The organism is Enterobacter sp. UPMP2061 (assembly GCF_053709615.1).
Genome location: NZ_JBSKJP010000001.1, coordinates 56,999 through 76,412 on the forward strand (window position 1 = coordinate 56,999; position 19,414 = coordinate 76,412).

Consider the following 19,414-nt stretch of genomic DNA (forward strand, 5'->3'; position numbering starts at 1 on the left):
ACCAATAATTGCGCCGAAGTCGTGCCGGGTGGCTTTTTGTTAACAATCGCGGTATAACACCCTTCTTTGGATGTTTAGATGTCCATACGTTTAGAAGGTAATATGCAAACAGAACAACAAAACGGGCAGCTTAAGCGCACCATGAAAACCCGTCACCTGATTATGCTCTCGCTGGGGGGCGTTATCGGCACAGGGTTATTCTTCAATACCGGATACATCATTTCGACAACCGGCGCGGCGGGCACACTGCTGGCGTATCTTATTGGTGCGCTGGTGGTCTGGCTGGTTATGCAATGCCTGGGGGAACTTTCCGTAGCGATGCCGGAAACCGGCGCGTTCCACGTCTACGCCGCTCGTTATCTCGGCCCGGCGACAGGGTATACCGTGGCCTGGCTCTACTGGCTTACGTGGACAGTGGCGCTGGGATCGAGCTTTACCGCAGCCGGGTTCTGTATGCAGTACTGGTTCCCGCAGGTTCCCGTCTGGACGTGGTGCGTCGTCTTTTGCGTGGTGATTTTTGCTCTTAACGTCATTTCCACGCGCTTCTTCGCCGAAGGGGAATTCTGGTTCTCGCTGGTGAAAGTCATCACCATCATCGCCTTCATTATTCTCGGCGGGGCGGCGATCTTCGGTTTTATCCCGATGCAGGACGGTTCACCGGCGCCGGGCTTAAGCAACCTTACTGCCGAAGGCTGGTTCCCGCACGGCGGTCTGCCGATCCTGATGACCATGGTGGCGGTCAACTTTGCCTTCTCCGGAACGGAGCTTATCGGCATCGCGGCAGGAGAAACGGAAAACCCACACAAGGTTATTCCGGTTGCTATTCGCACCACCATCGCCCGGCTCATCATCTTCTTTATTGGCACCGTGTTTGTGCTGGCGGCGCTGATCCCGATGCAGCAGGCTGGCGTGGAGAAAAGCCCGTTCGTGCTGGTGTTTGAAAAGGTCGGCATTCCGTATGCGGCGGATATCTTTAACTTCGTGATCCTGACGGCGATCCTCTCGGCGGCGAACTCGGGCCTATACGCTTCTGGCCGTATGCTGTGGTCTCTGTCTAACGAGAAAACGCTGCCGCGCTGCTTTGCCCGCGTCAACAAAAACGGCGTGCCGCTGACGGCGCTCTCCGTTTCCATGCTGGGTGGCGTGCTGGCGCTGTTCTCCAGCGTGGTCGCGCCGGATACGGTGTTTGTGGCCCTGTCAGCCATTTCCGGTTTTGCGGTGGTGGCGGTGTGGATCAGCATCTGCGCGTCACACTTTGTGTTTCGTCGCCGTCACGTGCAGTCCGGGCAGCCGCTTTCGGCGTTGCAGTATCGCGCGCCATGGTATCCGCTGGTGCCCGTGCTTGGCTTTATCCTCTGTCTGGTGGCCTGCGTCGGCCTGTGGTTTGACCCCAGCCAGCGTATTGCCCTTTATTGCGGGCTGCCGTTTGTCGCCCTGTGTTATGGTGCGTACTACCTGACCCGAAACCTGACATCGCAGGAGCCTGAACATGTCGCAGAATAATCCGCTTACCGCCCTCCTTGAAAACCAGCCGTTTGTCGTGCTGGATGGGGCGATGGCAACGGAGCTGGAAGCGCGCGGTTGTAACCTTGCCGACAGCCTCTGGTCGGCCAAAGTGCTGATGGAAAACCCGGAGCTGATCCGTGACGTGCACCTCGACTACTACCGCGCGGGGGCACAGGTGGCGATTACCGCCAGCTATCAGGCCACGCCTGCGGGCTTTGCCGCACGCGGGCTGGACGAGGCGCAATCACGGGCACTGATTGGCAAAAGCGTAGAGCTGGCGCGCAAAGCGCGGGAAGCGTACCTGGCTGAGAATGCGCAGGCGGGCACGCTGCTGGTGGCGGGGTCGGTAGGGCCCTACGGCGCGTATCTTGCCGATGGATCTGAATATCGCGGCGATTACGTGCGTCGAGCTGAAGAGTTCACCGCGTTCCATCGTCCCCGCGTGGAGGCGCTGCTGGATGCGGGCGCGGATCTGCTGGCCTGTGAAACGCTGCCTTCGTTCCCGGAGATTAAGGCGCTTGCGGCGTTGCTGACGGCGTATCCCCGCGCCCGGGCATGGTTCTCATTTACCCTGCGTGACAGCGAGCATCTGAGTGACGGAACGCCGCTGCGGGATGTCGTTTCTGCGCTGGAAAGCTACCCGCAGATTGTTGCGCTGGGGATCAACTGTATCGCGCTGGAAAACACCACCTCGGCGCTGACGCATCTGCACAGCCTGACATCGCTGCCGCTGGTGGTCTATCCGAACTCCGGCGAGCATTATGACGCGGTGAGCAAAACCTGGCATCACCACGGTGAAGCCTGCGAGACGCTGGCAGGGTATTTACCGCAGTGGCTGGATGCCGGTGCGAAGCTGATTGGCGGCTGCTGTCGCACCACGCCGCAGGATATTGCTGCGCTGACGGTTCAGCGCTGAGGTCTTTGCCGGGTGGCGGCTGCGCCTTACCCGGCCTACAAATTGCACGAACCGTAGGCCGGGTAAGCGCAGCGCCACCCGGAGAAACAACCGCACAAAATTCACTATCCTTTCCCGCTTTTTTTCTAAAAACGAATCGTCATTAGCGATTCTTTTTTATTCCTTTATCAAAATTCTCGCGCCGGAAATACTGCCCTCATAACAACAAGGGGAGCAGGCACTATGGCAATTTCATCGCGGATCACACTTCTCGGCGCACTGGCGCTGTGGGCATTTCAGGCGCAGGCGGTGGACGTCACCGTCGCGTATCAGACTTCCGCTGAGCCGGCGAAAGTCGCGCAGGCGGACAACACCTTTGCCAAAGCGAGCGGGGCGAATGTCGACTGGCGCAAGTTCGACAGCGGCGCGGCGATTGTGCGGGCGTTAGCCTCGGGCGACGTGCAGATTGGCAACCTGGGCTCCAGCCCGCTGGCGGTGGCTGCCAGCCAGCAGGTGCCGATTGAAGTCTTCCTGCTGGCGTCGCAGCTCGGAAATTCCGAAGCGCTGGTGGTGAAGAAAAGCATCACGAAACCCGAAGATTTGATTGGCAAACGCATCGCGGTGCCGTTTATCTCCACCACGCATTACAGTCTGCTGGCAGCGCTGAAACACTGGGGCATTAAGCCGGGCCAGGTGCAGATCATTAACCTGCAACCTCCGGCGATTATTGCCGCCTGGCAGCGTGGCGACATCGATGGAGCATACGTCTGGGCGCCCGCCGTCAACGAGCTGGAAAAAGAGGGCACCGTGCTGACCGACTCCGAAAAAGTGGGGCAGTGGGGCGCGCCAACCCTTGACGTCTGGGTCGTACGTAAGGACTTTGCCGAGAAACACCCTGAAGTGGTGAAAGCCTTCGCCAAAAGCGCCATCGACGCACAGCAGCCATACATCAGCAACCCGGATGAATGGCTGAAACAGCCCGCCAACCTGGAGAAACTCTCACGTCTGAGCGGCGTGCCGGAAGCTGACGTGCCGGGGCTGGTAAAAGGCAACACCTATCTGACGCCTGCGCAGCAGATCCAGCAGCTGAACGGGCCGGTGAGCAAAGCGATTGTCGACACTGCGACGTTCCTGAAAGAGCAGGGCAAAGTGCCTGCGGTGGCGGCGGATTACAGCCAGTTCGTGACCGATCGCTTTGTGAAATAAGGGGGCTGCAATGCTGAACATTACAAACCTGTCTGCCGATTACGGCGGCAAACCCGCCCTGGAAGAGATCAACCTGACGCTGGACAGCGGTGAACTGCTGGTGGTGCTGGGGCCGTCCGGCTGCGGGAAAACGACGCTGCTGAACCTGATCGCCGGGTTTGTACCGTATCAGCACGGCACGATCCAGCTGGAAGGAAAACGGGTAACGGGGCCGGGCGCAGAGCGCGGCGTGGTCTTTCAGAATGAAGGATTACTCCCGTGGCGAAACGTTCAGGAAAACGTTGCGTTTGGTCTGCAACTGGCAGGTGTAGCGCGTGAACAGCGCCTGAATACGGCGCGCGATATGCTGAAAAAGGTCGGGCTGGAGGGGGCTGAAAAACGCTTTATCTGGCAGCTTTCAGGCGGGCAGCGTCAGCGCGTCGGGATCGCCCGTGCGCTGGCGGCTAACCCACAGCTGCTGTTGCTGGACGAACCTTTCGGGGCGCTGGATGCCTTCACCCGCGAGCAGATGCAAACCCTGCTGCTGCGCCTGTGGCACGAAACCGGCAAGCAGGTGCTGTTAATCACCCACGATATCGAAGAGGCCGTGTTTATGGCGACGGAGCTGGTGCTGCTCTCACCGGGGCCGGGACGCGTGCTGGAGCGCCTGCCGCTTGAGTTTGCCCGCCGCTATGTGGCGGGAGAGCCGGTACGCAGCATCAAATCCGATCCGCTGTTTATTGAACAGCGTGAATACGTCTTAAGCCGCGTGTTTGAGCAACGGGAGGCGTTCTCATGAGCATTGTTTTCAGTGAAAAAACGCGGCGGACGCGCCTTGCCTTACGCTGGCCGTTCTCTCGCCAGCTCACCTTAAGCCTCAGCACGCTGGTGGTGCTGCTGGCGGTATGGTGGGCGGTTGCCGCGCAGCAGTGGGTCAGCCCGCTGTTTCTGCCCCCGCCAGGCCAGGTTCTGGAAAAACTGATTACTATCGCCGGGCCGCAGGGCTTTATGGATGCCACGCTCTGGCAGCATTTAGGCGCCAGTCTGATGCGTATTCTGGTGGCGCTGCTGGCGGCGGTCATTATTGGCGTTCCGGTGGGGATCGCGATGGGACTGAGCCCGACGGTACGCGGCATTCTCGACCCGCTGATAGAGCTTTACCGTCCCGTCCCGCCGCTGGCTTACCTGCCCCTGATGGTGATCTGGTTTGGCATCGGCGAGACGTCAAAGATCTTACTGATATACCTGGCGATATTTGCGCCGGTAGCCATGTCGGCCCTGGCTGGCGTAAAAAGTGCGCAGCAGGTACGCATACGTGCGGCGCAGTCGCTCGGCGCCAGCCGCGCGCAGATACTGCTGTTCGTCATTTTACCAGGCGCGCTGCCGGAGATACTGACCGGGCTGCGCATCGGCCTTGGGGTGGGCTGGTCTACGCTGGTGGCGGCAGAGCTGATAGCCGCCACGCGCGGCCTTGGGTTTATGGTGCAGTCGGCGGGAGAGTTCCTGGCGACTGACGTGGTACTGGCAGGGATCGCGGTGATCGCCGCGATTGCCTTTGGATTAGAACTGGGACTGCGCGCGCTACAGCGTCGCCTGACGCCCTGGCATGGAGAAATACAATGAGTGAACGACTGACCATTACCCCGCTGGGGCCATATATTGGCGCGCAGGTGTCGGGCCTGGACGTAACACGTCCGCTGAGCGATAACCAGTTTGAGCAGCTGTACCACGCGGTGCTGCGTCATCAGGTGGTTTTCCTGCGTGAACAGGCCATTACCCCGCAGCAGCAGCGCGCGCTGGCCCTACGTTTTGGCGACCTGCATATCCACCCGGTCTACCCGCATGCGGAAGGGGTGGAGGAAATTATCGTGCTGGACACCCATAACGATAACCCGCCCGATAATGACAACTGGCACACGGACGTTACCTTTATCGACACACCGCCAGCCGGGGCGATTCTGGCAGCAAAACAGCTGCCGGAAACGGGTGGGGATACGCTATGGGCCAGCGGGATTGCCGCGTTTGAGGCGCTCTCCGCGCCGCTCCAGACCCTGCTGAGCGGCCTTCGGGCGGAGCATGACTTCAAAAAATCGTTCCCGGAGTACAAGTACCGCAAAAGCGAAGAGGAGCACCAGCGCTGGCTGGATGCGGTCGCAAAACATCCCCCGCTGCTGCACCCGGTGGTGCGTACCCATCCGGTGACCGGAAAGCAGGCGCTGTTTGTGAATGAAGGGTTTACCACGCGCATCGTGGACGTAGCGGAAAAAGAGAGTGAGGCGCTGCTCGGCTTCCTGTTCGCGCACATCACCAAACCGGAGTTCCAGGTGCGCTGGCGCTGGCAGGAGAACGATCTGGCGATCTGGGATAACCGCGTCACGCAGCATTACGCCAATGCGGATTACCTGCCGCAGCGAAGGATTATGCAGCGGGCGACTATCCTGGGGGATAAGCCGTTTTACCGTGCGCCTTGATTGCCGGGTGGCGGCGTTGCCTTACCCGGCCTACGTTTAATTGTAGGCCCGGTAAGCGCAGCGCCACCGGGCAACGGAGCTAAAGGTGTGCTTCTATATACCGCTGATAGCGGTTTGCCTTCAGATAACACAGATCCACCAGCACCAGCCCGTCGATACAGTTATTGAACGCCGGATCGCTGCCGAAATCGATAAACTGCACGCCGCCGGGTTCGCATAGCTCGGAATACTGTTTGTAGAGCGGCGGGATGCCGCAACCCAGGTTGCCGAGCAGGGATTTCAGCTTTGTCAGGTCATCCACGTAATCCACTCCGCCAAACTGTGCCAGCACGTCCGGAAGTGAGGCCGGGTAGGGTTGACGCGAGGCGGCTAGGGGATGGCTGGCCGGAAACCAGAGACGATAAAACGCCACCAGCAGATCCCGTGCGGCTGGCGGTAAGCCGCCGGAGATGGACACCGGACCAAACAGGTAACGGTAATGGGGATAGCGTGCCAGATAGGCGCCAATGCCTGACCACAGATAGTCCAGACCGCGACGCCCCCAGTAGCGCGGCTGTATAAAGCTGCGCCCCAGCTCAATACCGTGCTCCAGTATGTCCTGCATTTTTTCGTCGTAGTGGAACAGGCTGTAGCTGTACAACCCCTCGACGCCGCGCTTTTCCACCTGCATGGCCGTTGGCATAAAGCGGTACGCGCCGACAATCTCCAGGTCATCGTCATCCCACAGAATAAGGTGCAGATAGTCATCATCGTAGCTGTCGGTATCCCGGCGCTTCCCGCTGCCTTCCTCCACGGCACGAAAGGCAATCTCGCGCAGCCGCCCCAGCTCGCGCAGCAGAGGCGCCTCTTCCTGCCCGTTGCGCTGCCAAAGATAGATGGCCTTACCATCGCTCGTTTTGCCCAGACACTCGGCCTGCGCCAGTTCGCGCTTGAGCGTCGCCCTGTCTTCCGGGCGGGCAATGGCGCACTGGGTTTTAAAGACGCCAGGCAATCCCTTGCCAAGACGTATCACGTGCTGACGACACTGCTCGGCCATCTCACGCGATGAAAGGATAGAACTAAACCGGTCATTCCAGGCAATCTGCTGGCCGATTTTGATCGGCAACTGACTGTGACGGCGGCGAAACATCTGTTGCATCAGCAGCAGCATGGATACCGTTGGCGAGACCAGGGTACTGGCATAAAACAGCAGGCTGTTGTGCGCCTGGATATGTACCGGGAGTAGCGGCACCCGTAGTTTGCCGGCCAGCTTGATAAAGCCCGGATGCCATTTTTTATCGCGGATGCCTTTGCGCGTTGGGCGGGAAACTTCGCCCGCCGGAAAGAAGATCAGCACGCCGGCGTTTTGCAGGTGCTGCTCCATCTGTATCAGCGAGGATTTTGCGGTTCTGCCGCCCATATTATCTACGGGAATAAATAATGAACTGAGGGGCTCAAGGTGGGACAGCATCCTGTTGGTAACAACCCTCACGTCGCGGCGCACGCGGGAAACGGCATACAGCAGCGCCAGCCCATCCAGGGTGCCGGTGGGGTGGTTCGCTATCACAATGAGTGGGCCGTGTTCGGGGATTTGTTCGAGGTCGCGGGCGGAAACGGAGCAGTGAATATCAAGGTGTTCCAGTACCTGCTCCACCATATCCAGCCCTTTCAGGTGACGGTGGCTGGCGGCAAACTGCTGAAATTCGTCTTCGTGAAGCAGTCTTTTTAACAGACTTTTTTGCCAGGGTGCGGGCCTCGCCTGAGGCCAAAGGTCATCAAGAACGCTGTCGAGACTAAACATTGATCACTCCTCCTGCCGTCTTGCCCAGACAGTAGAAGGAGGAGATGTCGTTTGTATTGCAGTTTGGTGAAGATTAGCGCAGAGAGCAGGCCGGGTAAGGCGAAGCCGTTACCCGGCGCTAAAGCGGATTAACGCAGAATTTTCTTCTCAGCCAGATCCAGCGCGAAATAGCTGAAGATCAGATCCGCGCCCGCGCGTTTGATCGCCCCCAGGCTTTCGAGGATCACTTTCTCTTCGTCGATGGCACCCGCCTGCGCGGCGAATTTGATCATCGCGTACTCGCCGCTCACCTGGTAGGCGCCCAGCGGCAGTTCGGTGCGTTCGCGAATGTCGCGCAGGATATCCAGGTATGCGCCAGCCGGTTTCACCATCAGGCAGTCAGCGCCCTGGGCTTCATCCAGCAGAGACTCACGAATCGCTTCGCGGCGGTTCAGCGGGTTCATCTGATAGGTTTTACGATCGCCTTTCAGCGCCGTGCCGGCTGCTTCACGGAACGGGCCGTAGAAAGAGGAGGCAAATTTGGTGGAATAGGACATGATGGCGGTGTCGGTGAAGCCCGCAGCGTCCAGCGCCTGACGGATCGCCTGTACCTGCCCATCCATTGCCGCAGAAGGCGCAATGAAATCCGCACCCGCAGCGGCGGCAACTACCGCCTGCTTGCCCAGATTCAGCAGGGTCGCATCGTTGTCCACGCCGTGATCGCACAGCACACCACAGTGGCCATGAGAGGTGTATTCGCAGAAGCAGGTATCGGACATGACGATCATCTCCGGCACACTCTCTTTGCAGATGCGCGACATGCGGGCGACGAGGCCGTCTTCTTTCCAGGCATCGCTGCCGGTCGCGTCAGTGTGGTGGGAGATACCGAACGTCATCACCGAGCGGATGCCCGCATTCGCAATGCGTTCGATCTCGCGGGCCAGATGCTTTTCAGGAATGCGCATCACGCCCGGCATCGCGTCGATGGCTTTGTAGTCATCGATCTCTTCTTCAACAAAAATCGGCAACACCAGATCGTTTAAGGTCAGTGTTGTCTCTTCAAACATGGCGCGCAGTGCGGGAGACTTGCGCAGGCGACGGGGACGTGCAATTAAATCGGTCATGGTATGCCTGATGTTTGTGGAACAAAGAGGTATAGTGTACCTGAAAGCAGGGAGCGGTGTTTTACTAAAGTTGTCTTTTAGATTTTTGAAATCGACTAATATTCGCTGTATGTATTTTGTCTATATTATAAAGCTTATTCTGGTGTTCAGTGTGATATGTAATATTGGTGAGGTTTCTATATTGGTTCGGGATTATAAATATTAATGATTTATTGCTTTTTATTATATGTGCCAAAGCAACTAAAGTGGTTTGCAATCAGTTGAATTTATAATATTTATTCATAATGATTGATATTGCCCTGGGTTTACAAGCTTATTTGTCTGAATACGGACTTAATGGAATCATTCATTGAACCTTTTCGAAGTGAAACTGCATAATTCCTTCCGCAATTTAATGTTGCTAAATGATTTGATGGACAAACTTGCTTACGTCCCTGAGGAGGGATGACCCAATGCAAACATGGAAAAAGAAACTGGTTGTATCACAACTTGCATTAGCCTGCACACTGGCTATCGCTTCTCAGGCCAATGCGAAAGATATATCCGGCACAACATATAATACTTTTGGCTATGACAATACCGCGTCCACGCCCTGGTATTATGGTTATGCTGACTGGGATTATTCAGATGCCACACATGATGGTGACATTTATCCAGTCATCAATAAATCAACCGTAAACGGAGTTATTTCGACATACTATCTGGATGATGGTGTCAATGGCCGTGCGAACGCGTTGAGTATTTCTAACAGCACCATTAACGGCATGATCACGTCAGAGTGTATGACCACGACGTGTGCAGATGGCGTGGATACTGACGGTACCACTCATACCCAGTATGATCGTTTTAGCCTGACTGTTGATAACTCCACCATCAACGATACCTACGAGCATTACGCCTACGATGTCGTCAATGGTGAAACCACTGAAACGCATTATCTGGACACCTATGGTCTGGGTAACGCGATCACGCTGGACGTTGAATCTGACATCGTTATTCAGAACAACTCCCATATCGCGGGCATCACGCTGACGCAGGGTTATCAGGAGCTGGATAACACGCCATACGACGGTGTTGAAGGCGTTGCTAACAGCAGCAATATCTTTACCGATACGCTGGTGGTGAAAGATTCTGTGCTGACCTCTGGTGCGTACAGCGATCTGGGTACCAGTGGCTTCTACGGTCAAACGGCGAAGCCGAGCGACTACGGTGAAACCAACGCCACGGCTGCGGATGATGCGGCGCTGATCGTTGTTGCTGGCGCGTCTGATAACGCTATGCAGACCACCGCTACCTTCGATCACTCTACCATTACCGGCGACATCCTTTTCGCCAGCACCTTTGATAACAACTTCTACGAGAATGGCGATCCGGCAACGGATACCACCGATGACGGCGTCTATAACCCAACTACCAACGGCTGGGATGATACCGACAAGCTGGATGTCACGCTGACCAACGGCAGTAAATGGGTTGGCGCCGCGCAGTCCAGCGTTGAAGCCATCGGCACGGCGCAGATGTATGGTGAAGGCTACAGCGATGTAGACTGGCACACGCTTTCTCCAAACAGCATCTGGCCTGATTCTACCTTTGACAGCAACGGTCATGTTGCAGGTGAAGAAGTTTATCAGAGCGGCCTGTTCAACGTGGCGCTGGATAACGGTTCCGAGTGGGATACCCGTAAGATCTCCAACATCGACGCGCTGACGGTGAACAACCAGTCTCAGGTCAATGTTGAAAACTCCGGCCTGCTGGCAGATTCCATCACCCTGACCAATGCGTCTAGCCTGAATATTGGCGACAGCGGTGGTGTGGCTACCGACAGCCTGTATCTGGATAGCTACAGCCGTGCTGCACTCACTGAAGAGACAGCTGAGCTGTATGCCAACACCATTACCGTGGACAACGGTGCAGAGCTGGCTCTGGGTCTGGGTCAGGTTGATACGCACAATATGGTGCTGACCGATGGCGGTGTGCTTAACGTTGCCAGCCGTGATTATGTGCTGAACAGCGACCTGAACAACGCACGCTATATCACCAACGATCGCTCTAAAGCGGACTACGACTATGGTGTTGTCGCGCTGAACTCTGACGGCCATCTGGCGGTGAACGGTGACGTTGCCGGTAACTATAAAGTGCGCATCGACGATGCGACCGGCGCAGGCTCCGTAGCTGACTACGAAAACAAAGAGATCGTTCGCGTCTATGACAATAACGCGGATACCGCAGCCAGCTTTACTGCCGCAAACAAAGCCGATTTAGGTGCTTATACCTATCAGGCGCAGCAGAAGGGCGACACCGTTGTTCTCCAGCAGGAAGAGCTGACTGACTACGCCAACATGGCGCTGAGCATTCCTTCTGCTAATACCAACATCTGGAATCTGCAACAGGATACCGTGGGTACCCGTCTGACCAACAGCCGTCATGGCCTGGCAGATAACGGCGGCGCATGGGTGAGCTATTTCGGCGGCAACTTTGACGCGGATAATGGCACCGTTAGCTACGATCAGGACGTAAGCGGCATTATGGTAGGTCTGGATACTCAGATCGACGGTAATAACGCGAAGTGGATTGTCGGTGGTGCGGCTGGTTTCGCGAAGGGTGATATCAGCGATCGTACTGGTCAGGTCGATCAGGACAGCCAGACTGCGATGATCTACGCGTCGGCGAAGTTCATGAACGACATCTTCCTCGACAGCTCCCTGAGCTACACCCGCTTCAACAACGACCTCTCTGCTACCATGAGCAACGGTCAGTATGTTGACGGTAATACCACGACTGACGCCGTTGGTTTCGGGATGAAACTGGGCTATGACTGGAAACCAAACCTGTCTGGCTACGTCACGCCTTACGCGGCGATCTCTGGCCTGTTCCAGTCCGGTGATGACTACCAGCTAAGCAACGACATGCGTATCGATGGTCAGTCTTACGACAGTATGCGTTATGAACTCGGCGTGGATGCAGGTTATACCTTCAACTACGGCGGCGAGCAGGCATTAACGCCTTACTTCAAACTGGCTTACGTGTATGACGATGCCGACAACAATGCTGATATCAACAATGACAGCATTGATAACGGCGTGGAAGGCTCTGCGGTTCGCGTGGGACTGGGCACTCAGTTCAGCTTCACGAAAAACTTCAGTGCTTACACTGATGCGACTTATCTGGGCGGCGGCGACGTTGACCAGAACTGGGGAGCAAACCTGGGTGTGAAATATACCTGGTAAGAGAAAAGCGCGGGGGATTTTTCCCCCGCTTTTTTATGTGTTTTAAAAATTATAAAGAACCGACATATACAGATGACTTGAGGTATGCATGAACGTTAATGCGAAGCCACTTTCTGAATTAAGCCGGCTCATAAAGTGTCTGGAAGTCGCCGGTACCCCATTTAAGATCGAACCACAACAATTAATAACTACCGGCAATAATGATGATGAACCATTGACCGTTGTCATACAATCCGGCCTGACGGCCGTCCACCGTAAATCAGACGAATTACTTATGGGTATTGCGCGGGCACCGTATATCCACGGTTTAAGCGCATGGATAAATGAAAACTATCTTGAATATTCTTTGATGGCACAGACGCCTTGTACCGGATTTTATTTACCGGCATCTGACGCGTACCAGCTTATTCAGGACGCGCAACTTTGGCAAGAGGCTTTCTGCTGGCTGTCATGGCTTAACCATTTATTGGGAAAACGTGACATGCAATTGGTCGGAAATAATTCCTATAGCCAAATCCGGGCGATGCTGATCAATATGGCCGAGTGGGATGACACGCTACGTTCAAAAATTGGTGTTATGAATCATATTCAGCGTAGCACTCGTATTTCTCGTTCGGTCGTTGCTGAGGTTCTGGCGGCGCTGCGACAGGGGAACTACATCAATATGAGCCGGGGCAAACTGATCAGTATCAACCGTTTGCCCACGGACTATTGAGATCAGTTAGAGGCCGTAAGCACCTGCGCTTTATTGGCGCTCAGCTCGGCCACCAGATTATTTACGCCATCACTCATATTCACGAAGCGTGTATTTGGCGACCGGGTGACCACCACAAAAGCGCCTACGTTTGATTGCGGAATCATCGCCATGTAGGTGATGAACCCGCCACCTCCACCGGTTTTTTGAATAATCCCCGGTCGGCCATCTTTTGGCGCCATATACACCCAGCCCATGCCGAGGGCATCGGCTTTACCTGGAACATCCATGCCAATGACGCGTCGTAGCTGAGCACGCTGGTAGATGAGCGTCTGCATTCGGTCGGCCTGATTGCTGCGCGCGTAAAAATCCGATGAGAGGAACTGTTGCATCCAGCGCATCATGTCGCCAGGCGTAGAGTAAACGCCACCGCTGCCAATGGCGGCCAGCGTGTTATTGCACGGGCTGGCCCCTTTTTCCGCCACCATCAGACGCTTGCACTGGTCCGGGGAGGGGGTGTAAGTGGTATCTTTCATCCCGAGCGGACGCGTGATCTGCTCTTCAAACAGTTGAGGGTAGGGCTTACCCGACGCCGTCGCTAAAGCGTCGGCCAGCAGATCAAACGCCAGGTTAGAATAGCCGGCCTGCGAGCCCGGGGCCGATTTCAGGGTTGCTGTGCTCAGGTAGTTCCAGCGTTGCTCGCGGGTTGGCCAGACAAAGACAGGGCGATGCGCAGCGCCACCGGGCTGTTCTCGCGGCAGGGCGCTGGTATGGGTCGCCAGATTCACCAGTCTGATCGGCGTTCCCTGATATGTCGGAACGCGAGCGCCGGGCGGTGCATATTTGCTGAGCGGATCGTCGAGTTTCACCACGCCCTGATCGAGCAGTTTCACCAGCATTTCGCTGGTCATCAGCTTGGTTATCGATGCGACACGGATAACGGAATCCAGCTGCGGACGAACGTTATTTCCCGGTCGTGTTTCACCGAAGCTGCGAAACACCCGCTGGTTACCGTCGATCACGACCAGCGCCATTCCCGTCGCACCGCTGCCGTAATAAATAAGGTTCGCGTAGCGATCGGCAATGTCAGAGGCCAGAACCGGGGCCGTCAGAGGCTGTGCTGCCTGGGCGGTGGACAGGCTCACCGCACACAGCGCGGCGATAGAGAGCAGACAACGTTTCAACGAAAAGCATCCATCAAGTGAATAAGGAAAGTTACGGGTAGTTATACTACTAATCGGCGTCGGGCAATGGCCCGATTTGCATAACGATAGCGAGAAAAACGTAACCGTGGGTAAATTTGAACAATTTACTTGCGGCGTGGCTCCCATTTTGTGACATCGACCGTATGATAGACGCTACGATCGCTGTTGCGAATGAAACGCACCGAAACAATTCCTGAAAACTGTGAAGCGAACTAATAATTCACCCGCAGGTCTCACTTTTTTGCCTGAGCCGGGAGGCTGGCACAGGCAAGGTTTCGTGTGGCGATATGTTGAACACAGCAACAGCCATAACAACAAGAAGGAAGCACAATGTTTAAGTCTTTTTTCCCAAAGCCGGGGCCCTTTTTCCTGTCGGCATTTATTTGGGCACTGCTGGCTGTCATTTTCTGGCAGGCCGGTGGCGGCGCGTGGCTGACCCGTCTTACGGGGGCAACGGGCGACATTCCCATTAGCGCAGCGCGCTTCTGGTCCATGAGCTATCTACTTTTCTACGCTTATTACGTGCTCTGCGTAGGGCTTTTTGCCATGTTCTGGTTTGTCTATTCTCCTCACCGCTGGCAATACTGGTCGATTCTCGGCACGTCGTTAATCATCTTTGTCACCTGGTTCCTGGTGGAGGTGGGCGTAGCGGTAAACGCCTGGTATGCGCCGTTTTACGATCTGATCCAGACGGCGCTGAGTTCGCCGCATAAAGTGACCATTAACCAGTTCTACCATGAGGTGGGGATCTTCCTCGGCATCGCCCTCATCGCCGTGGTGATCGGCGTGATGAATAACTTTTTCGTCAGCCACTATGTGTTCCGCTGGCGTACCGCGATGAACGAACACTATATGGCGCACTGGCAGCACCTGCGGCATATCGAAGGTGCCGCACAGCGTGTGCAGGAAGACACCATGCGTTTTGCCTCTACTCTGGAAGATATGGGCGTAAGCTTTGTCAACGCCATCATGACGCTGATCGCCTTCCTGCCGGTGCTGGTGACGCTCTCGTCGCACGTTCCGGAGCTGCCGATTGTCGGCCATCTGCCATACGGCCTGGTGATTGCTGCGATTGTCTGGTCGCTGATGGGAACGGGGCTGCTGGCGGTGGTGGGGATCAAGCTGCCGGGGCTGGAGTTTAAAAACCAGCGCGTGGAAGCGGCCTACCGTAAAGAACTGGTGTATGGCGAAGACGATGCCAACCGTGCGTCACCGCCTACCGTGCGTGAGCTGTTTGGCGCTGTACGTCGTAACTATTTCCGCCTCTATTTCCATTACATGTATTTCAATATCGCGCGCATTCTTTATCTTCAGGTTGATAACGTTTTCGGGTTGTTCCTGCTGTTCCCGTCCATCGTTGCGGGTACGATTACGCTCGGTCTGATGACCCAAATCACCAACGTCTTTGGTCAGGTTCGCGGTTCGTTCCAGTATCTGATCAGCTCCTGGACTACGCTGGTGGAGCTGATGTCCATCTACAAACGTTTACGCAGTTTCGAGCGTGAGCTGGACGATAAGGACGTGCAGGAAGTCACCCATACATTAGGTTAAAAAGGAATTGCTATGCCATTTGCCGTACCACGTGCATTACCGCTGACGTTACTCGCCGCTTTCGTGCTGGCGGGCTGTGCCGAAAAAGGGGCTGCCCCGCTCAAAGAAGGGGAGAAGCCCGTTGATGTGGCGAGCGTGGTGCGGCAAAAAATGCCCGCCAGCGTGAAGGATCGCAGTGAGTGGGCTGATGCGCTGGCCGCGACCTTCAAAAGTCAGAAGATCGCGCCTACCGAGGAGAATATCTGCTCGGTGCTCGCGGTGGCGCAGCAGGAATCGATGTATCAGTCAGATCCTGTAGTGCCTGGCCTGAACAAAATCGCCTGGAAGGAGATCGACCGCCGGGCCGAATCGATGCATATCCCGGTTTTCCTGGTGCATACCGCCCTTAAAATCACCTCGCCAAACGGTAAAAGCTACAGTGAACGGCTGGATACGGTGAAAACCGAGAAACAGCTTAGCGCCATTTTCGATGATTTCATCAATATGGTGCCGATGGGGCAGAAGCTGTTTGGCTCACTGAATCCGGTGCATACCGGCGGTCCGATGCAGGTCAGTATCGCATTTGCGGAAAAGCATACCGACGGCTATCCGTGGGATATCGACGGTACGGTACGTCAGGAGGTCTTCTCCCTGCGCGGTGGGCTGTGGTTTGGGACGTATCACCTGCTGAATTATCCGGCCAACTACGATAAACCGCTGTATCGCTTTGCCGACTTTAACGCGGGCTGGTATGCCAGCCGAAATGCAGCCTTCCAGAATGCGGTAAGCCGCGCCAGCGGTGTGAAGCTCGCTTTGGACGGCGATCTCATTGCTTACGGCAGCAGTGAGGCCGGGACCACCGAACGTGCGGTGCGAAAACTCTCGACGAAGCTGGAGATGAGCAACAGCGACATTCGCCGACAGCTGGAGAAGGGCGACAGCCTGGCGTTTGAGAAAACGGATCTGTATAAGCAGGTCTTTGCGCTGGCCGAGAAGAAAAGTGGAAAGGCTTTACCCAGAGCCATTCTGCCAGGCATTCAGCTGGAAAGCCCGAAGATCACGCGTAACCTGACGACCGCCTGGTTCGCGAAACGCGTTGACGATCGTCGGGCACGCTGTATGGGACTGTAATCAGTGGCGGTTGCGCCAGCGCAGGACAAGGGCAATCACGCCCAGAACCATGCTGCCCGCGAGGAAGGGAATGAGTCCAAATACGGTGCTCACGCCTAAACCGATTTCAACGCGCGGGCGGCCTGTATCCTGCACCTGCATCAGATGCTCATACACGCCAGGGGCATGCACCAGCATATTCAGCAGTTGGGTTCCTGCCCAGAAACAAAACAGAACAAACAGGGCATAGGCAATATTCCCCGCCGTGGAGGTTTTTGGTTGTTTTCCGCCAAAAATCGGTTTCGACAATGTAAAGTCTGCCATAAGACCTCCCGATAATATCACTCTGTTTTAATACGCGTCGTACAGGGTGAGTGTGACAGGTCATAGCATTTGTCAATATCAGAATCGTGGGAAATTCGGCTCAGGATTTCTCCTGGATTGTCGATTTCTGCATCACGTCACAAATTGATAACATAAGTGAAACTGCGCTGCATTTCAGAATTTACGTATCCGCCACAGACGCCTTTATCAAACTGTGAGAGGATAGTTTTTTTTCTGCCGGAGTTGTCATGAAGCTCACTTCCAAATTACGCCGTGACTGGCATTACTACGCCTTTGCGATCGGGCTGATCTTTATTCTCAACGGTGTTGTCGGGCTGCTGGGATTTGAAGCGAAAGGCTGGCAAACCTATGCGGTTGGGCTGGTAACCTGGGTAATCAGTTTCTGGCTGGCGGGATTTATTATCCGCCGTCGTCCCGATGAGACGACGACGGCAGAGAAAGCTGACTAAGCGTTAGTTAACGGAACTTTTCAGGGCGCTGTCAGCGGCGTGGCGCTCCAGTGCCAGTTCAATCAGGCGGGTGATCAGTTCCGGATAGCTTATCCCGCTGGCCTGCCACAGCTTCGGGTACATGCTGATATTGGTAAAGCCCGGCAGAGTGTTGATTTCGTTAATCACCACCTCGTTATCCGGCGTCAGAAACACGTCGACGCGCGCCATCCCACAGCATCCCAGCGCCTGATAGGCTTCAACGGCGATCGCCCGGATCTTGTCGTTAACGTCAGGATCGAGCGCGGCGGGAACCACAACCTGGGCACCTTTGTCGTCAATATATTTGGTGTCGTAGGAATAGAAGTCACTGTTCAGTACCACTTCACCACAGGTACTCGCCTGCGGGAAGTCGTTGCCCAGTACGGCGCACTCAATTTCACGACCGTTAATTCCCTGCTCAACCACCACCTTATGGTCAAATTCAAAGGCCAGACGAACGGCATCGTTAAACTGCGCTTCGCTGGTGACTTTGCTGACGCCGACGGACGAGCCCTGATTTGCTGGTTTCACAAACAGCGGCAGGCCGAGTTGCGCCTGGATCTGCGCGAAGCTGTGTTTATCGCGGTTGGCGCGAGTGAGCGTCACGAACGGCGCAATATTCAGACCGGCGTCGCGCAGGAGACGTTTTGTGACGTCTTTATCCATGCAGGCGGCAGAGCCCAGCACATCGGAACCGACAAACGGCAGGTTCGCCATCCGCAACATGCCTTGCAGGGAGCCGTCTTCGCCCAGCGTGCCGTGAACGATAGGGAATACCACGTCAATCTGTGCCAGCGCCTGCGCGTTCCCTGCATCGATAAGCTGTCCCTGTTCCACGCCTGGAACCGTTGCGACGCTGACATCAGAAGGATTAAGGGCAATGTGCGCCGGATCGTCAGCGTGTAACAGATACTGGCTGGCATCGTTAACATGCCACTGGCCCTGTTTATCAATGCCCAGCAGCACCACGTCAAAACGGCTTTTATCAATCGCATCAACGATATTTTTAGCCGATTGCAATGACACCTCGTGCTCTGCCGATTTTCCCCCAAAGACAATACCTACGCGCTGCTTTGCCATCTCACTCTCTTCCAGTCTGACGAAAAGCCAATAACATACCACGATGCCCGGCGGGTTTCGCGGCCTTCTGCCATAATGTTTTGAGGGATGCTGAAGGGGGGCGCGTGAAAGGAAAAGGTCTGCTTATTCTTATTGTTATTGCCGGGATCGCCACGGTGGGCTACCGCTGGTTGCCGCCGTATTACAATCCTTTCGTGCCGCTTACGCTTGACGATCCGCCCGGAAAAATCACCCAGTTTAAACTTCGACGTTTAACACCGCAGGCGTGCGAAAGCCTGTTAGCGCAGGCGAATCAACGCCAGCTTATCCGTACCCAGGCTGTCGCTGACAGCGCCGGTGAGTGTCCGCTGAGTAACGTGGTGCGCGTGCGCGATTTTGGCCCGGTGAGCCTGAACAGCAGCTTTCTGGCCAGTTGCCCGCTGGCGTTAAGTTCGGCGCTGTTTGTCAGCCAGCAGGCCCGACCGCTCACCAAAACCTGGACCGGAAGCGAGCTTACGCGTATTGAACATCTGGGCAGCTTCGCCTGCCGCAATATCTACAGCCGCCCGGATGCGCGGCGCAGCGAACATGCCACGGCGGATGCGCTGGATATCAGCGCTTTCAGGCTGGCAAATGGACAGCGCGTTACCGTCCTGAACGGCTGGAAAGCGGAAAAGACGCAGCCCTGGCTACAGGCCCTGCTCTCGGCAAGCTGTGGCTATTACGGTAACGGTCTGGGGCCGGACTATAATGCCGCCCATGCCAACCATTTCCATCTGGGGATGCGCGGCTATGGATTATGTCGATGAAGCATAATCTTCCGCCAAAAATTGG

17 protein-coding genes are annotated in these 19,414 nt (G+C 55.8%); 12 read left to right on the forward strand and 5 right to left on the reverse strand.

Features of this window, described 5'->3' with window-relative positions; translation table 11 throughout:
• Positions 1-102 precede the first annotated feature (102 nt).
• The 6 genes from mmuP to tauD all read left to right on the forward strand — a co-directional run bounded on the left by mmuP (position 103) and on the right by tauD (position 6,057).
• Positions 103-1,503, forward strand: coding sequence for an S-methylmethionine permease (gene mmuP / locus ACWKXX_RS00315; protein ID WP_116481040.1), 1,401 nt, complete (start codon positions 103-105; stop codon positions 1,501-1,503).
• Positions 1,490-2,422 carry a homocysteine S-methyltransferase gene (mmuM, locus tag ACWKXX_RS00320; protein ID WP_116481041.1) on the forward strand — a complete coding sequence of 311 codons (933 nt, stop codon included), beginning with the start codon at positions 1,490-1,492 and terminating at the stop codon, positions 2,420-2,422. The genes mmuP and mmuM overlap by 14 nt, the downstream gene beginning before the upstream one ends.
• Positions 2,423-2,644: 222 nt before the next feature.
• Positions 2,645-3,607: a taurine ABC transporter substrate-binding protein gene (gene tauA / locus ACWKXX_RS00325; protein ID WP_032647375.1), complete on the forward strand. Its 963-nt coding sequence runs from the start codon at positions 2,645-2,647 to the stop codon at positions 3,605-3,607.
• 10 nt (positions 3,608-3,617) lie between these two features.
• Complete coding sequence (gene tauB / locus ACWKXX_RS00330; RefSeq protein WP_015571326.1) at positions 3,618-4,385, forward strand: taurine ABC transporter ATP-binding subunit; 768 nt, start codon at positions 3,618-3,620, stop codon at positions 4,383-4,385.
• Positions 4,382-5,209 carry a taurine ABC transporter permease TauC gene (gene tauC, locus ACWKXX_RS00335; RefSeq protein ID WP_017383144.1) on the forward strand — a complete coding sequence of 276 codons (828 nt, stop codon included), beginning with the start codon at positions 4,382-4,384 and terminating at the stop codon, positions 5,207-5,209. The genes tauB and tauC overlap by 4 nt, the downstream gene beginning before the upstream one ends.
• Positions 5,206-6,057: a taurine dioxygenase gene (tauD, locus tag ACWKXX_RS00340; RefSeq protein ID WP_017694443.1), complete on the forward strand. Its 852-nt coding sequence runs from the start codon at positions 5,206-5,208 to the stop codon at positions 6,055-6,057. Before tauC ends, tauD begins: the two co-directional genes overlap by 4 nt.
• A gap of 79 nt (positions 6,058-6,136) precedes the next feature.
• Here the strand turns inward: tauD and ACWKXX_RS00345 are convergent, their stop codons facing one another.
• Positions 6,137-7,837, reverse strand: coding sequence for a lysophospholipid acyltransferase family protein (locus tag ACWKXX_RS00345; RefSeq protein WP_261666416.1), 1,701 nt, complete (start codon positions 7,835-7,837; stop codon positions 6,137-6,139).
• Positions 7,838-7,965: 128 nt separating this feature from the next.
• Positions 7,966-8,940, reverse strand: coding sequence for a porphobilinogen synthase (hemB, locus tag ACWKXX_RS00350; protein WP_015571323.1), 975 nt, complete (start codon positions 8,938-8,940; stop codon positions 7,966-7,968).
• Positions 8,941-9,392: 452 nt separating this feature from the next.
• On the opposite strand from hemB, the gene ACWKXX_RS00355 reads away from it, so the two are divergent.
• Together ACWKXX_RS00355 and ACWKXX_RS00360 are read left to right on the forward strand one after the other, a co-directional pair.
• The gene (locus ACWKXX_RS00355) at positions 9,393-12,167 is read left to right on the forward strand and encodes an autotransporter outer membrane beta-barrel domain-containing protein (protein WP_032652677.1); all 2,775 of its coding nucleotides are present in this window, start codon (positions 9,393-9,395) and stop codon (positions 12,165-12,167) included.
• An 88-nt stretch (positions 12,168-12,255) separates the two neighbouring features.
• Positions 12,256-12,882: a helix-turn-helix domain-containing protein gene (locus ACWKXX_RS00360; protein WP_015571320.1), complete on the forward strand. Its 627-nt coding sequence runs from the start codon at positions 12,256-12,258 to the stop codon at positions 12,880-12,882.
• 2 nt (positions 12,883-12,884) lie between these two features.
• Here ACWKXX_RS00360 and ampH read toward each other — a convergent pair whose 3' ends face one another.
• Positions 12,885-14,045 (reverse strand): D-alanyl-D-alanine-carboxypeptidase/endopeptidase AmpH, encoded by a 1,161-nt coding sequence (ampH, locus tag ACWKXX_RS00365; RefSeq protein WP_003859164.1) that lies wholly within the window; start codon positions 14,043-14,045, stop codon positions 12,885-12,887.
• Between the two features lie 351 nt (positions 14,046-14,396).
• Here ampH and sbmA point away from each other — a divergent pair, with 351 nt between their 5' ends.
• Together sbmA and ACWKXX_RS00375 are read left to right on the forward strand one after the other, a co-directional pair.
• The gene (gene sbmA / locus ACWKXX_RS00370; protein WP_261666415.1) at positions 14,397-15,617 is read left to right on the forward strand and encodes a peptide antibiotic transporter SbmA; all 1,221 of its coding nucleotides are present in this window, start codon (positions 14,397-14,399) and stop codon (positions 15,615-15,617) included.
• A 12-nt stretch (positions 15,618-15,629) separates the two neighbouring features.
• A complete protein-coding gene (locus ACWKXX_RS00375) occupies positions 15,630-16,727 on the forward strand; it encodes a DUF1615 domain-containing protein (RefSeq protein WP_017383149.1) in 1,098 nt (365 codons plus the stop codon).
• Here the strand turns inward: ACWKXX_RS00375 and ACWKXX_RS00380 are convergent, their stop codons facing one another.
• A complete protein-coding gene (locus ACWKXX_RS00380; protein ID WP_003859159.1) occupies positions 16,728-17,030 on the reverse strand; it encodes a DUF2755 family protein in 303 nt (100 codons plus the stop codon).
• Between the two features lie 248 nt (positions 17,031-17,278).
• On the opposite strand from ACWKXX_RS00380, the gene ACWKXX_RS00385 reads away from it, so the two are divergent.
• A complete protein-coding gene (locus tag ACWKXX_RS00385) occupies positions 17,279-17,500 on the forward strand; it encodes a DUF2754 domain-containing protein (protein ID WP_015571318.1) in 222 nt (73 codons plus the stop codon).
• Between the two features lie 3 nt (positions 17,501-17,503).
• On the opposite strand, the gene ddlA is transcribed toward ACWKXX_RS00385, so the two are convergent.
• Entirely contained in the window at positions 17,504-18,601 is a 1,098-nt protein-coding gene (ddlA, locus tag ACWKXX_RS00390; RefSeq protein ID WP_017383150.1) for a D-alanine--D-alanine ligase, read from the reverse strand.
• Between the two features lie 104 nt (positions 18,602-18,705).
• Between ddlA and ACWKXX_RS00395 the strand changes: the two genes are divergently transcribed.
• Positions 18,706-19,389 (forward strand): extensin-like domain-containing protein, encoded by a 684-nt coding sequence (locus ACWKXX_RS00395; RefSeq protein WP_017383151.1) that lies wholly within the window; start codon positions 18,706-18,708, stop codon positions 19,387-19,389.
• The last annotated feature ends 25 nt before the right edge of the window (positions 19,390-19,414 follow it).

Coding starts and splice junctions, on each gene's coding strand:
- hemB (WP_015571323.1), bottom strand. CDS start 8,940: ATGACCGATTTAATTGCACGTCCCCGTCGCCTGCGCAAGTCTCCCGCA.
- ACWKXX_RS00375 (WP_017383149.1), top strand. CDS start 15,630: ATGCCATTTGCCGTACCACGTGCATTACCGCTGACGTTACTCGCCGCT.
- tauA (WP_032647375.1), top strand. CDS start 2,645: ATGGCAATTTCATCGCGGATCACACTTCTCGGCGCACTGGCGCTGTGG.
- tauD (WP_017694443.1), top strand. CDS start 5,206: ATGAGTGAACGACTGACCATTACCCCGCTGGGGCCATATATTGGCGCG.
- tauB (WP_015571326.1), top strand. CDS start 3,618: ATGCTGAACATTACAAACCTGTCTGCCGATTACGGCGGCAAACCCGCC.
- mmuP (WP_116481040.1), top strand. CDS start 103: ATGCAAACAGAACAACAAAACGGGCAGCTTAAGCGCACCATGAAAACC.
- tauC (WP_017383144.1), top strand. CDS start 4,382: ATGAGCATTGTTTTCAGTGAAAAAACGCGGCGGACGCGCCTTGCCTTA.
- ACWKXX_RS00385 (WP_015571318.1), top strand. CDS start 17,279: ATGAAGCTCACTTCCAAATTACGCCGTGACTGGCATTACTACGCCTTT.
- ACWKXX_RS00360 (WP_015571320.1), top strand. CDS start 12,256: ATGAACGTTAATGCGAAGCCACTTTCTGAATTAAGCCGGCTCATAAAG.
- ddlA (WP_017383150.1), bottom strand. CDS start 18,601: ATGGCAAAGCAGCGCGTAGGTATTGTCTTTGGGGGAAAATCGGCAGAG.
- mmuM (WP_116481041.1), top strand. CDS start 1,490: ATGTCGCAGAATAATCCGCTTACCGCCCTCCTTGAAAACCAGCCGTTT.
- sbmA (WP_261666415.1), top strand. CDS start 14,397: ATGTTTAAGTCTTTTTTCCCAAAGCCGGGGCCCTTTTTCCTGTCGGCA.
- ACWKXX_RS00355 (WP_032652677.1), top strand. CDS start 9,393: ATGCAAACATGGAAAAAGAAACTGGTTGTATCACAACTTGCATTAGCC.
- ACWKXX_RS00345 (WP_261666416.1), bottom strand. CDS start 7,837: ATGTTTAGTCTCGACAGCGTTCTTGATGACCTTTGGCCTCAGGCGAGG.
- ACWKXX_RS00380 (WP_003859159.1), bottom strand. CDS start 17,030: ATGGCAGACTTTACATTGTCGAAACCGATTTTTGGCGGAAAACAACCA.